Origin of the sequence: Phyllobacterium sp. SB3, from assembly GCF_040009165.1 — a bacterium.
Lineage (GTDB): Bacteria > Pseudomonadota > Alphaproteobacteria > Rhizobiales > Rhizobiaceae > Phyllobacterium.
Map to the genome: position 1 here is coordinate 835,952 of NZ_JBDYKI010000002.1, position 13,264 is coordinate 849,215.

Here is a 13,264-nt window from a genome sequence, read left to right on the forward strand (position 1 = left end):
GATGCCATCGTCATGCATCGACCGCGGGGCCGTGACCATCAATGTAGCGACGGTGCATCAATCGACGATTGATGAGCCACTTCCCGTCGGTTCGAACAAACTCCAGCTGATAGCGACCACCTATGGTGGTTCTGAGTATCTGCCCTCCCTGTGTGGATCGCGCAACTTCCACTACACAGTCGATACTCGCAGACGCGCGGATTTCGCCGACATTGATTATCGCATTCATCAACTTGTGATGCGTCCAGTCTGTGAGCGAGAGCCTGGCAATTGAGGCACTGGAGTACACGTCGGCGCTAACGGTTACCTCGTCTAAACCGGGTGTGCCGCTTGAGATTCTGGTGGCAAGACAGGCTTTATAGGTGGCCTCATCGCGATCGTCCGACGCCTGAGCCAGACGCGCAACGAGCCTGAGGATCTCTAGTTCATCTTGGGCAGTCTGGCTCATTCAACGTTACCCTCCGCGATCGGAACTGCTGGCTCGTTGCCACGGCCATACGTCCCAAACTCGCGACACTGTATTTGTAATGACCTATCCCTGGATTTCAATTTACCCAAAGCTCGTTACAATTGTGACACGATGAAGTCGAGGCGAGAAATCGGAGAGGTTGAACAGGTCCTTGGCAACTTCGCGAAAGGACACAAGAGATAGCCGAGAGTTTTCTCGGATTTCGCTCTGCATTTTGCTACAGTCATGCCTTTAAGTGCCGGATATAATTGTTTTAAGTTGGCTCGTTGAGCAGACGTTGATGTTGGACATTTGGTTGCCAACCATTCCTTGGTAGTCCACGACATCGGCGCGTTTGTCGTCTGCGACAACCAATGCCATGCCAAGCGGCTACCATAATGATACATCGGGGTCGCTCAACATGACTCAGAAGCTGGGCTGCACAGGTTGCCAAACGCCGAGGCGCAAAGCGTGCGATGGTTGCGGGTGTAACCAACTGTGGTCGCTTGAAATGATACTGTAACGACGGATGGCCTAAAGCGCTGATCACAAGCGTTGAAGGGCTACATCTATCGGGGCGCAGCCCCTTCAATATACCATTTGGTCGGGGAATATCACTGCTTTCGTCTCGAGAAAGGCCTGAAGTCCCTCTGGGCCACCTTCTCTTCCCACACCGGACATCTTGTAACCACCGAAGGGTGCGGATGGGGTTAACTCCATGCCATTTATGCCCACTTGGCCCGTGCGGAGACACCTGGCAACCGCCATTGCTGTTTCGCTATCTCCAAAAATAGAACCGCTAAGTCCGAAATCTGTATCGTTGGCGATTTCAATGGCCTCGTCGACTGTTTCGTAGGTTTGAACGGTCACGACAGGCCCGAAGATCTCTTCCCTTGCAATGGACATTTGGCGATCGACATTGCGGATTACAGTGGGCTCGATGTAGTATCCTCGCTCGGAAAACGAACTCCTCTTTCCCCCGCACACAATCTCTGCACCTTCGTCGATGCCCTCGTTGATGTACGCCATTACACGCTCGAATTGCGAGCTATTCAGGACAGGACCGACCTGAGTAGAGGTATCCCATGGGTCCCCGACTTTTCGGGCGCGAACCATCGTTGCAAACGCATCCAGGAATTCTCCTTCGCGAGATTTTGGAACCAACACACGCGATTGTGAGAAGCAGAACTGACCGGAGAACGGCATAGTGTATTGTTCCAGTGTCGGCATTGCCTTGTCGAAATCGGCGTTTTCCAGGAGAATGGCGGCTGATTTTCCACCAAGCTCCAGTGTAAGTCGACCCATGCGGCCCGCCACTATTGAAGCGATCTCACTACCTGTTCTGACGCTGCCGGTGAAGCTGACTTTCGGGATATCGTTCGACTTTACAAGGTGTGAGCTTACCCCCGCACCCGCCATCAAGACGTTGATGACGCCAGGCGGAAATCCAATCTCATGAACGCATTGTGCAAGCAGCATGGCGTCGAGGGGGCTTTCAGGTGAACTCTTGATGACGCAAGTACATCCGGCTGCCAATGCAGCGCCAAGTTTGGTCATCAAGATCGGCAAGGGAGCATTCCACGGTATGATGATCGCGCAAGCGCCAATCGGCTCGGAAAGAATCTTTGCATGACCGTGCTGAGTCGAACGTTCCGATTCAAACTCGAAGGATGCAGCCAAGTCTGCGAAGTAACGCAGTCGTAGCGTGGCAAGTGGCGCGAGTTTTCTGGTAAGGGATATCGGAGCTCCGACTTGAGCTGTCCACAGCTGGGCTGCCAACTCAATGCGCTCGCTTAGCCGGTCGGCCAGCCGGTGCATCAGGATGCAGCGGTTTCGGGGAGTGGTCCTCGGCCATGCCCCCTGTTCGAAAGCATGTTTTGCTGCCTGTATCGCGTTGTCCATTTCGGCTTCAGATGCCATTGGCATGGAAACCGACAGTTTTTCAGTGGACGGGTTGATGATTTCCTTTGAGATACCGGATGCTGCTCGAACCCATAATCCATCGACGTAGAAGCTATCGAACAGGTGGTTCGGAACGCTGGCTTTCCAATTGTTCATCGTTCGAAATCCTTTTGTGGGAATTGCCGTGAATGACTGGGTCCGACGATAGTCGAAGATGCAAGGGTGTGCTTTCCCTGCATTCTGGAACTGGCATGTGGTTGCGATTGTTATTGAAAGCGTATTCCCGATCAGCGTAAACGATGATCTACCTGCGACGATAGCTGCTGGGCGCTAGACCATATTTTTGGCTGAAAAGTCTTGAGAGATGGGAGTGGCTCGAGAATCCGACACGCAGCGCTATCGAAACAATAGTCTCGTCGCTTTCAACCAACGCCCGGCGTGCTTCTTCTAATCTGACATCCCGCAGATATTCGAATGGCGTCTTACCTGTGGCCATCTGAAACATTTTTAGAAAGTGCGAGCGGCTGTAACCACAGTCATGTGCCAGATCCGACAGCGTGAAATTGCGATCGAACTCGCTCTGCAAGCGATCCAATATCCGCTTGAGCGCATGCTTCGGAAGGGCGGAGACGTCGGGGGAGTGCTTAACCTCCGCACGAGCAACTGCTAAAAAGCGGCTGATCAGTGCCTGTTCGATAGAGTCGCGGTAGAGTTTGCCGCTTGCCCCGCCATTCTCGACCTCGAGTGCCGCCAGAGTAATAAGGTGAGCGAGAGGCTGATCTTCAACTCCGAGGTGCTCATGCAACGGAAACGAATCCTTGCATTCCATCTCCTCGACAAGATTTTGCGCAGCTTTGGTATTAATCACGCACGCGGTCACTTCGTAAGAAGTTAAAGCACGTACTGCGGGAAGACGCCCTGCACAGCCGAGCGATAACGTATGAGGCGGCTTCACGACGCGTTTGAACCGCCCAGTCTTGTAAGCCCGCTCGGCGATCGTCGGCCGGTTACCCCAAAGCAGGATATAGTGGTAGTCGATTTCCTCTTCTTCCCGTTCAATCGCATCGACCGACCGCCGTTCGACGCCAATGCCAGTCCAAAGATTATCGGTTTGAGGCCCAATGACGCGCGAGCCCTTCAGAAGAATATCAAATACCGCATTTTTTATCGACACGGCTTCAGTCGGGAGCGCTTCATCCATCATGGACTAATACTATTTGGAACTGAAATCGCAGGAACAATAAATTCCGCTCCCCATAGCGTTCCGAAGGCGTTGAGAATAGTGGAATCGCGTCGACCGTTCTTCATCATATCCCCGAGAGCAGTGAAAACGCGATTGCATCCATGCCTGGTGAAATCATGATATGTCGTCGCGCGGGCCCTGTCGAAACATTGACGAAAGCATGAGCGCTAACACCAGGCACCGTGATGACGTCACCTTCCTCAGCGTAGAATTGATCGCCATCGACGTCAAAAAAGTACGTGCCCTCTACCACTCTGAAAACCTCCGTTTCCACATGACAGTGGCGAGGAGGGCCGTATCCAGGCTGGTTTACCGTATCGATAAAACAAAATAACCCATCGCTATCCGACGAATGGACCCGGCCCCTGGCGCCAGGGCCTGGAGCGGGGATCTGCATCAAGTTTACAGCGTCGTTTTGACCTGATCTTTGAAACGTCAATGCCTTATCCTTTAATTATTCACGAGATAATATGCGGGTCGCTGTGCACCTCAAAATACTCCGTTTCCCATGTTACATTATACTTTCTCGACGGATGAATTTTACTTCAAATGTAACACGCAAAGGAAAGCGATGATGCGTGTCGCGCAACGCCGACCTGGATCAGATCGACTGGCCATTGCCCTTACGTGCGACACTCCGGGCCGCGGAGCGATCATGCCGCCGTTGTTCGATGTTGCGCCAGGACACAAAACGAGATTGAGCGCTGCAAAGTTGTCCAGCAGGCTCGTCTCCACCGACTATCTGTCGCGGTACGTCGGTGCTGTTCCAGGTGGGTAGATGGCATTATAACTGTAGCGCATCCCGGTGGAGTTGTAATATATCTGAAACCGTGAAGCGACAACATTCCCTTGCCAATTGCATGGGAAAAGAAAATGGTCGAACCTTTTAATAGCGAACTCGAAAACCCGCGTATTTGTGTTGCGGGAGCTGGCGCAATCGGGCTTACGATTGCATCACGCCTTCTTATAGGCGGCTTCCGTGTAGGTCTTGTAGCCAGAGGCGAGAGCCTTTCCTTTATCAAAGAAAACGGAATCCGGTTGATAGACAAGGAGGGTGATCACCGGATGCCGGCCGAAGTCGGCCACGCGACAGATTTCCCGCCGGCGGACATCTTGTTCCTTTGCCCGAAATCGCACGACATGCCGACGCTCGCAGCCTCAATAAAATCGCTCATAACGTCAAATACAATAGTCGTACCCGTGATCAACGGAATACCGTGGTGGTATTTTGACGGGAAGGACGACATCTGGGATGGCCAGCAAATCGTAGCAGTCGATCCAGATGGAGTCCTCAAGCAGATCATTCCTTCCAGGCAGATCATCGGTGTTACCACGATGATCACGGCAGAACGGATACATCCCGGTACAGCGAGAACTTTTAATCCACTACAGATGACAATAGGCGAGCTCGATGATCGCGCATCAGATCGACTGGATGATCTCGCTTCTATTCTGGGTAAGTCCGGGTTCACTGTTCGCAAACCACTGCATATCCGTGACGCCATCTGGACCAAGGTTGTCCGCAATCTTGTATCTAATCCAGTGACAGCTATCACCGGCGCAACCCTTCGTCAAAACTTTGGAAACTCGTATCTGGTCGATATAAGCAAGCTGATGCTTCATGAAGTGCTTCCGGTGATTGCCACGTACGACGCGAAGCTCGAAGTCGATCCGGAGATGATATTGGAAAGTGGTTGGAAGTTGGGGGATGTAAAGACGTCCATGCTGCAGGACCTGGAACGAGGCAGTCCACTGGAGCTTGCCTCAATCTGTGACGCGGTGATTGAACTCGCAAAATTTCACCGCATCGTAATGCCTGTGACTCAGGCGATCAGCAACCTTGCACATTTTAAAAGCTCTCCTGATGGCGATGTGTTTGCAGCGTAGAGGCTGTGCGCTCAAGCAGAAATGATCAACTGAGAGCGTAACCGCCTTGTACATTAAATAAGCGGAACCGGGATTTTCTTCAGCACTGAGGACTTTGCCCAAGAATGTGACGAATTGCTTTCGATCGTCTGCCCTCCAGGGCAATGCCCCCGACTCCCCTGACGGAATTTCGTTCAGGTACAGGTTCACAGAGGGCTCCATCGCGCTATTTGAATGCGAAAGGGGTCCACAGGCCCCAAGGGATGAGTTTAGCCTCGTCGCGTATCTCGAGTTGCAGAATGGCTTTGTCACTCCCACGCGACGCTCAACTCAACATTGATGTTGCCGCGGACGGCCTTGCAGCAGGGCAGGTCCGATGTGCCTCCTCGACGAGAACATTGGCCAGGTCTGGTTCATACCGGGCAGACTGACGTTTGGACGTGACTGGAGGAAATAAGCGCCGTCGGTCAGGCCAAGGTCGACTTCGGCATCAACTGCCATAGGGGTGGGTAGGGCGACCTTTCGCCTGCCGGCCGTAAAGAGCTGTTCCGGATTGGTGCCGATCCGCCCACTGCCTGGAGGCGAGAGCTTGATGTCGAGTGGGTCATCTTCGCTCTGAGCGAATCCTTTGCGACCACCTGTTGTATGTCTTGCCTGTGTAAAGAACGTTGTCGATCTTAATCATGGAACACTCCTCCGTTCACCCGCCTCGCAGCATTTGGGGACAAGGAATGTTCTGAAGCAGCAACGTATCCGGTATATGTTTGTGTCCTGGGCTATTTGTAACGAACCGTAGCGATCCGACATGTCGATACTCTATTGCGGGGCAAGCGGTACCCCTTACCATTAGCGAATAGTAACTTCAGCCGCCAGACCGCCGCCATCTCGATTATAGAGACGGATTGCGCCACCAAGCGCTGCTGTGAGCTGCTGGGAGATTGCAAGGCCCAGCCCCGAACCACCGGTTTCCCGATTTCGCGACGGCTCGAGCCGGAAAAACGGTTGCATCGCCGCTTCGATTTGATCGTCGGGAATGCCTGGCCCGCGGTCAAGGACCGTTATGGTGATCTCGCCTCCCTGCTTGCGTTCAACCCTCACTTCTGCCGCTCCTCCGAATTTCAATGCGTTGTCGATGAAATTGGAAAGGATACGCCGCAGGGCAAGCGGCTTGGTCGTTACGGTTCCGGTAATAGTCCCGCTCACGGAAACCGCTTTGACGGTGTCCTGATAATCGTAGCAAATGCTCTCGATGAACGACGCGAGATCAATTCGGGAGAACTTTTCTCCGTTTCCATGCGAACTGCGGAAATAGGCAATGCCGTCCTGAACAAGGCGTTCAAGCTCGCCGATGTCATGGAGGAGCTTGGCCCGTTCCGGCGTGTCGTCGGCTAGCTCCGCCCGGAGTCGCATTCGGGTGATCGGCGTTTGCAGGTCGTGCGAAATCGCCGCGAGAATCTGCTCGCGCTCTTCCAGGTACTGCGCTATGCGATCCCGCATTGCATTGAACGCTCTCGCCGCATGCGCGACTTCCGTCGGCCCGGTGTCACTTAGCGCAGGCCCGTTCTTGCTCGGATCAAGCGCATCGGCTGCTGCCGCAAGTGCAGCGAGGGGATGTGATGCTTGCCGAACTGCTAGCCAGGCGAGAATCCCGATAAGCAGCATCTGCAGTACAAACACATAGGGCAACCATACTGCCAGAGGCATGATGCTCCGTGGAGTGATGTCGATTGTCAGCGGAGTTCCGTCTGTCAATGCGAGGTGGGCTTGCAATCTTTGAGCCTCACCTGGTATGGCTTCCATCCGGATCGGCAAGCGATGCTCGATTGCTTTACTGATGGTATCTGCAATTTCAGCACCCCGAACACTTGTGTCCACCACTCCCGGCTGGCCCGGTCCTAGTATGAAGCGAAAATTGCCCCTGCTCAAAGGATCAGTCAGATTAGCCCGTTGATCCGCTGGAATCCGGTCGAACACGGCTACGGATGCGGCAACATCGCTCTGTAGCGTCCCCAGCATCATGGCCTTGGCAGAGATGTAACGCTCGGCATATAGCACGCTGAAGGAGAGTCCGTAGGCGATGGCAAGACCGACCAGCAGGATCAGAAACATCCGTGACCTTAGGCTGCTCGGCAACATTCGCCCGCGAATGAAGCTGGCTGCCACAGTCATTGATGCGGCTCCGACACCTCAACCGGGACGGAAAAGACATACCCTTCGCTACGAACTGTTTTGATATAGATCGGTTCGCGCGCATCGTCACCTAGACGCTGGCGCAGGCGACTTACAAGTAGATCGATTGACCTGTCGAAGATTTCCGCGTCGCGGCTTTGGGTGAGGTTGAGGAGTTGGTCACGATTGAGAATACGCTGCGGGTGATCGATAAACACACGAAGCAGCCGGAATTCAGCCCCGCTGAGCGCGATGGTCGTTCCGTCCTTGTCGAGCAGAATCCGCGCGACCGTATCGAGACGCCATTCGCCGAAACTCAATATCTTCCCGGCATCAGTTACTTGAAAATTGGGAGGCAACATCCGTGTCCGCCGAAGCACCGATTTTATGCGCGCCAAAAGCTCTCTTGCGGCAAATGGTTTCGGCAGATAGTCGTCAGCGCCCATTTCAAGTCCAAGAATACGGTCCATCTCGTCGGTGCGCGCCGTTAACATCAGGATGGGTGTCGCTTTATGTTTTCCAGCCCGAATTTCACGGCAGAGTACCAGCCCATCATCTCCCGGCATCATGACGTCCAATACGATGAGGTCAACAGCGTTCGTTTCGAGGAATCTGCGCAAATGGCGGCCGTCAGCTGCGACGGACGCCCGCAAGCCGTTTTTCTTCAAATAACCCGATACCATCTCACGGATTTCGCTGTCGTCATCGACGATCAGAATGTGATCGACATGGTCCATAGCTCTGTTTCCTTCAGAAGTCCGAAATCCGGTTAGTTTCGACGAACTTGAACCTATGGTGGTTGTACTCACTGTACCTTTCCATTTGAACCAAAGTCCAATATTTCCATCCAACAGTCCCGATGTATCCCGCGTGTGTCGCTCATTGTCGGTTATGAATGCTAGTGTATTGTTTAGCCGGGCAGATACACTTTGATACAAGCGGTACCAAATTATTCGAGCTGCGGCAGCGTACGAGCGGGACAGCCATTGCCGAAGCGCTTCGGTATGGCGTTTACGGTTCCGCTCGTAGCGGCGCTGGCCGCTGTTGGTGGTTAATCACGACGGGACGATTCTGTGTGGGGTATACGCGGAGTGACAATATAGTGCGGAAAGACACGCAATGATGCAATTGTAGCATTCGCTGCCTTGATGATCCTCTCCTTTCGTTTCAACTGTAATCCACGGCCCTCCGTACGAAATCATCGATACGATTCTACGCTTTAATTTGCGATTGTCGGCCGCTTGGGTCGCCGCGGGCGCGTAGCCAAGTCAGCTCGGTAGATCGCACAAGACATTCTGTGAAAAGGCGGTGGCAGATGGCCATTAAAACAAACTCGGACACTCTCACAAACAATACGGATCTGTTGGCAAAAAATCTCCGACCATTTTTTGAATCACATATCCGAGAGATGGAAAAAATTCGGCGGCTCCCCAAGGCTGTTGTTGATGAGCTCAAGGCGCGCGGTATCTTTCGGATGCTTGCGCCAAATCGGTTTGGAGGGCAGGAGCTTGACTTTCCCCTGGCGCTGGAGCGAATCAAGCACATTTCGGCCATAGATGCTTCGATCGGATGGGTTTCGGCAATTAATAGTGGTGCATGTCTCATGTTGGCGAAACTGCCAATTGGCTCCCTGGAGGTCATCTACAAAGGTGGACCGGATCAAATCATTGCCGGCTCGGCTCAAGCGCACGGTATCGGAACGCGCGTTCCTGGCGGCTGGCAGGTTACAGGACGATGGCCGCTCGCGAGTGGTTGCAACGCGGCCGATTGGATTATTGCAGCATTCAAGGCCGACCTGGCCGGCGGTCCAGAAGAGCGAACAATCGTACGGGCGATGTTACTGCCGGCAAACAGGTTTGTGATTGAGGATACATGGCATGCAATGGGGCTGCGAGGCACCGGAAGCCACCACATATCGATCGACAAGGCATTCGTGCCCGGCGACTATGTAATTTCGTTGGGGCTTGGTACGCTTTCGATCGACAAACCACTCTACAGACATCCTCCCCATCTTATCGCATTGACGCACGGGGCGGTTCAGCTCGGCATTGCTCGAGCAGCTATGGAAGACTTGCTTGGCTTGCAGCGTGTTCGACCAATCGATGATCCGTCCGGTCACCACGAGCTGGTTCACTTCGAATTGGGGAAATGTGTTGCTAAACTGAAGGCGGCCGAGGCAGTGTTTGAACGCCAGGTCGACGTGAATTGGTCTGACACCTGCGCCGGGTTGCCGCCCGAGCCAACGAAGTTGACTGCCACGATTCAGACAGGCGTGCATGTCGCCCAGGAAACGCTTGATATTGTTCGGCGGTGTTTTCAATTGGCCGGAAGTGCGGCCATATATGAGGGCCTGTCTCTTGAAAGACGCCTGAGAGACATCCACGTAGCCACCCAACATGGGCTTATAAAAAGAGCAAATTTCACTGCTGGAGGCAAAGCGCTGCTTGACAGCTCGCGCGATCAGTTTGGGGAAAGTCCTGTTCGAACGGATGCAGGTCCGGCGAATATCGCGATGTCCCGATTCGGAGCCTGAAGCTCAAGTGCTGCGTAACCGGGAGAATGTTCTGAAACCCTCTCCTCCAACTTCCGCCCGAAGAGGGAAAGTGAATTCTAAGGGTAAAACTTGTGCCGGAGCATGCCTGATGATTACAGTTGAAATAAATTGCAGAGGATACTGAAATTTTAAAGCAATATTATCCTGATTTAATCTCACCATAGAAGATCTGCAGTGTAAACGTCAGAATGTAGTAATGTAATAATGGAATACATTGCTGGAAGTGAATAGTAAAAACTGATGTGGAAAGCGCTTTGCAATGCAAACAGGTTTGCTGCAGGTATCCGCAGCAGCTTGCCGTATGTCGGTATGTAAAGGGCAGGTCGTGTCAAGTGGTAGATGCATGCCCGGATGCCCGGAGCAGGCGAACAAGCTGTTCCGCATAAAGCTTGCAGGAGTTGAGAACAAACCAATTTGACCAGACAAACGGTCTTGTTGACGAGCGCGCTCGGCTCCCTTGAGATTGGTCACGTTTTTAGGGATGGAAGCATCTATGTCACTGGTTAAAGACGAGCACTGGGGTTCAGGGTCGTGGGAAGGCGATGAACGCTTTACGTCGCCTGTGTCTCGCTTCCAGAGTCCATCGCTTTCCCGGTACACTCTCCGGGTTCTTCACACCATGCCACGGCGTGTCCGCCGGCCGTCCGAAAGACTGGTGCCAAATTCACTCCTATGGCAGTTATTGTTGGGATCGATCGCCGGCCCGATTTTTGGGTGCTCAGCGCTCGTGACGATCGGGGGCCAGTACGCAGTTGAGTGGGTGTGCGGAACCTTTGCGTTGGCGACCTTGTTCAGTCTTGCGCTAATCGGCGTAGTCGTTCGAAAAATATTACAGCCGTTCAGCGATCTTGCAACGGCGGCCAGTAGATTTGGAATTGATGGCGGCATCCAACGGCGGTTGACGACAAGCGGCCCATATGGAGCTTCTATGGCTGCCAGAGCGCTCAACGCCATGTCGGAGCGGGTGAAGCGGCAGGGAGAAGAGCGCATCAGGGTTCTGACAGCCTTCTCACATGACTTGCAAACACCGATAACACGGATGCAACTCCGTGTAGAACTTGCGAAACAAATTCCGGAACGGGACAAACTACTGAGGGACCTTCGTGAGGTCGAGTGTCTCGCAAGGGACGGAATTGCCTACGCCAGAGATTCTCATGTTACCTGCGAAGACAGCTGTTCCGTCGACCTGCGTGTTTTTATCGAGGGTATCGTTTGCGACTATGAAGATACGGGGCGCGACGTGTTTATTAATGGCGTTATCCAAGGAGTCTGGACGGTGAAGCCCGCAGCTTTACGTCGCATCCTGTCAAATTTCATCGATAATGCTCTTAAATTTGGCGGCGGAGCGCAAATTAGCGTCTCAAGAAATATTGCCCGTGAGCTGGTGATCGCAGTGATGGACCGTGGACCCGGTATAGCCCCAGCCAAACTCTGTGTTGCGATGAAGCCTTTTGTTAAACTCCACGAATGCTCTGGCGGCCCGGTGACTGGTTTCGGGTTAGGTCTGGCGATTTGTCAACAGCTCGCTCGGGAGATGAATGCATCTGTCTTGCTTGAAAACAGGGTAAGTGGTGGCTTATCGGCTCAGATTGTATTCGCCTTGCAATGATCCGGCAGTGGTTGGCAACTGTAACCCAATATATACCAGAGCGACATGCGGTAGCTGTAAAATGTCGAGTTCAGAACTATCTCCGCCAGGGACAGTCGCCAATCCTGGCAATAGATGCCTGCTGCGGAAAGAACAATATCGCGTCGTTGGCATTGTGTCGCTAGGCGGATGCCTCGAGTTTTATGACTTCGCGATTTTCGTTTTCTTCGCAGATGTGATCGGACAAGCGTTCTTTCCAGTCGGTATGCCATCCTGGTTAACCTCAGCCCAAACATGGGGGTTTTTCGCTGCAGGATACGTGTTTCGACCCTTGGGTGGGGTAGTACTCGCTCACTTCGGAGACTTATTTGGACGTAAGCGGGTATTTGCTTTTTCAATATTGTTGATGGCTACCTCGACATTGGGTATCGGATTCCTTCCAACATACGCAACAATTGGAGTGGCTGCGCCATTCTTGCTCCTGTTCATGCGTGTCTTGCAGGGCATTGCCATTGGCGGAGAGGTCCCCGGCGCATGGACCTTCGTCGCTGAACATGTGCCGTCAAAAAATGTTGGCCGGGCCTGTGGAATTGTATGTGGTGGCCTCACCCTCGGAATCTTGTTGGCGTCTTCGGTAGCCACCGCCGTGACCTCACTTCTTCACTCCGATGAGGTGCATCAATTCGGCTGGCGACTGCCATTTCTTCTTGGTGGCTTTTTCGGTCTGGCTGGTATGAAGCTTCGACGGATGCTCAAAGAAACACCAGTCTTCAGCAGCCTCCGGAAACGCAAAATGCTCGTGCCGGAACTTCCCCTTCGTGTGGTTCTGCAAACTGGAGGCTACGGAATAATCCGATCTATAACGGTTACGTGGGTACTTTCGATTGTAGTCGTTCTGACATTGATGATGCCTATCATCCTTCGTAATGGGTACGGCTACAGAAAGGAGGAGGCGCTCGTCGCGGCAAGCGTCAGTACTTTGTTTCAAGGATTGGGTGTTGTCTTCGGGGGCGCGCTTCTCGACAGGATCGGTGCCGCAAAGTTTTATTTATTATTCACATTGGTTTTATCCATCGGAGCGGTTTCATATGCGAAAATAGCCAACTCTCATTCACTCGAACTTCTGGCCTTATGCGCTATTGTAGGATTGTCGGGAGGGGTCACTGCCGGGACTCCTTACGTGATGGTTGCATCTTTCCCCGCCAGAATCCGCTACACTGGCGTTTCTTTTGCTTACAATATGTCGTACGCATTCTTGGGAGGGGTGATGCCGGTTTTAATCAACGCTGTCTCCCCCCTGGGTGTAATAGCTCCGGTTTTGTTTTTTGTCGCCCTGAGCATTTCCGCGCTGGGTATGGGGCTTGTATTAATGTTCCGTTCAAGCCCGCTCGTGCCAGAGTAAATAGCCCGTCGATCTTGGCAGTGATGCAGACGCCAGTTTCAAGAACTCAGGTTAGAAGTTGGCAAAAGGTTAGCCAATCGCATCGTTCGGAC

The 13,264-nt window shown here is 53.1% G+C and carries 10 protein-coding genes and 1 pseudogene; 4 read left to right on the plus strand and 7 right to left on the minus strand.

Translation table 11 applies throughout. The annotated features are described in order from the left end of the window. Positions 1-10: 10 nt before the first annotated feature. The 4 genes from ABKW30_RS10500 to ABKW30_RS10515 all read right to left on the minus strand — a co-directional run bounded on the left by ABKW30_RS10500 (position 11) and on the right by ABKW30_RS10515 (position 3,846). On the minus strand, positions 11-448 hold the full coding sequence (locus tag ABKW30_RS10500; RefSeq protein WP_348598837.1) for a nuclear transport factor 2 family protein: 438 nt from the start codon (positions 446-448) through the stop codon (positions 11-13). 588 nt (positions 449-1,036) lie between these two features. Further along, entirely contained in the window at positions 1,037-2,506 is a 1,470-nt protein-coding gene (locus ABKW30_RS10505; RefSeq protein ID WP_348598838.1) for an aldehyde dehydrogenase, read from the minus strand. A 148-nt stretch (positions 2,507-2,654) separates the two neighbouring features. Next, positions 2,655-3,554, minus strand: coding sequence for an AraC family transcriptional regulator (locus ABKW30_RS10510; RefSeq protein ID WP_348598839.1), 900 nt, complete (start codon positions 3,552-3,554; stop codon positions 2,655-2,657). Positions 3,555-3,657: 103 nt separating this feature from the next. Beyond that, positions 3,658-3,846, minus strand: coding sequence for a cupin domain-containing protein (locus ABKW30_RS10515; RefSeq protein ID WP_348598840.1), 189 nt, complete (start codon positions 3,844-3,846; stop codon positions 3,658-3,660). A 620-nt stretch (positions 3,847-4,466) separates the two neighbouring features. On the opposite strand from ABKW30_RS10515, the gene ABKW30_RS10520 reads away from it, so the two are divergent. Beyond that, positions 4,467-5,480, plus strand: a complete 1,014-nt coding sequence (locus tag ABKW30_RS10520) for a 2-dehydropantoate 2-reductase (protein WP_348598841.1) — start codon at positions 4,467-4,469, stop codon at positions 5,478-5,480. Between the two features lie 287 nt (positions 5,481-5,767). Here ABKW30_RS10520 and ABKW30_RS10525 read toward each other — a convergent pair. The 3 genes and pseudogenes from ABKW30_RS10525 to ABKW30_RS10535 form a co-directional block, all read right to left on the minus strand. Next, positions 5,768-6,144: pseudogene (locus ABKW30_RS10525) on the minus strand (peroxiredoxin). A 161-nt stretch (positions 6,145-6,305) separates the two neighbouring features. Then, positions 6,306-7,628, minus strand: coding sequence for a HAMP domain-containing sensor histidine kinase (locus tag ABKW30_RS10530; RefSeq protein WP_348598842.1), 1,323 nt, complete (start codon positions 7,626-7,628; stop codon positions 6,306-6,308). Continuing rightward, positions 7,625-8,365, minus strand: a complete 741-nt coding sequence (locus ABKW30_RS10535) for a response regulator (RefSeq protein WP_348598843.1) — start codon at positions 8,363-8,365, stop codon at positions 7,625-7,627. Before ABKW30_RS10535 ends, ABKW30_RS10530 begins: the two co-directional genes overlap by 4 nt. A gap of 578 nt (positions 8,366-8,943) precedes the next feature. On the opposite strand from ABKW30_RS10535, the gene ABKW30_RS10540 reads away from it, so the two are divergent. The 3 genes from ABKW30_RS10540 to ABKW30_RS10550 all read left to right on the plus strand — a co-directional run bounded on the left by ABKW30_RS10540 (position 8,944) and on the right by ABKW30_RS10550 (position 13,172). Further along, a complete protein-coding gene (locus ABKW30_RS10540) occupies positions 8,944-10,161 on the plus strand; it encodes an acyl-CoA dehydrogenase family protein (protein WP_348598844.1) in 1,218 nt (405 codons plus the stop codon). Between the two features lie 799 nt (positions 10,162-10,960). After that, positions 10,961-11,791 carry a HAMP domain-containing sensor histidine kinase gene (locus ABKW30_RS10545; protein ID WP_348598845.1) on the plus strand — a complete coding sequence of 277 codons (831 nt, stop codon included), beginning with the start codon at positions 10,961-10,963 and terminating at the stop codon, positions 11,789-11,791. Positions 11,792-11,852: 61 nt separating this feature from the next. Further along, entirely contained in the window at positions 11,853-13,172 is a 1,320-nt protein-coding gene (locus tag ABKW30_RS10550; protein ID WP_348598846.1) for an MFS transporter, read from the plus strand. The last annotated feature ends 92 nt before the right edge of the window (positions 13,173-13,264 follow it).

Excerpts from the sequence above, each read along its gene's own strand:
- ABKW30_RS10500 (WP_348598837.1), bottom strand. The coding sequence starts at position 448 with ATGAGCCAGACTGCCCAAGATGAACTAGAGATCCTCAGGCTCGTTGCG.
- ABKW30_RS10505 (WP_348598838.1), bottom strand. The coding sequence starts at position 2,506 with ATGAACAATTGGAAAGCCAGCGTTCCGAACCACCTGTTCGATAGCTTC.
- ABKW30_RS10510 (WP_348598839.1), bottom strand. The coding sequence starts at position 3,554 with ATGATGGATGAAGCGCTCCCGACTGAAGCCGTGTCGATAAAAAATGCG.
- ABKW30_RS10520 (WP_348598841.1), top strand. The coding sequence starts at position 4,467 with ATGGTCGAACCTTTTAATAGCGAACTCGAAAACCCGCGTATTTGTGTT.
- ABKW30_RS10530 (WP_348598842.1), bottom strand. The coding sequence starts at position 7,628 with ATGACTGTGGCAGCCAGCTTCATTCGCGGGCGAATGTTGCCGAGCAGC.
- ABKW30_RS10535 (WP_348598843.1), bottom strand. The coding sequence starts at position 8,365 with ATGGACCATGTCGATCACATTCTGATCGTCGATGACGACAGCGAAATC.
- ABKW30_RS10540 (WP_348598844.1), top strand. The coding sequence starts at position 8,944 with ATGGCCATTAAAACAAACTCGGACACTCTCACAAACAATACGGATCTG.
- ABKW30_RS10550 (WP_348598846.1), top strand. The coding sequence starts at position 11,853 with ATGTCGAGTTCAGAACTATCTCCGCCAGGGACAGTCGCCAATCCTGGC.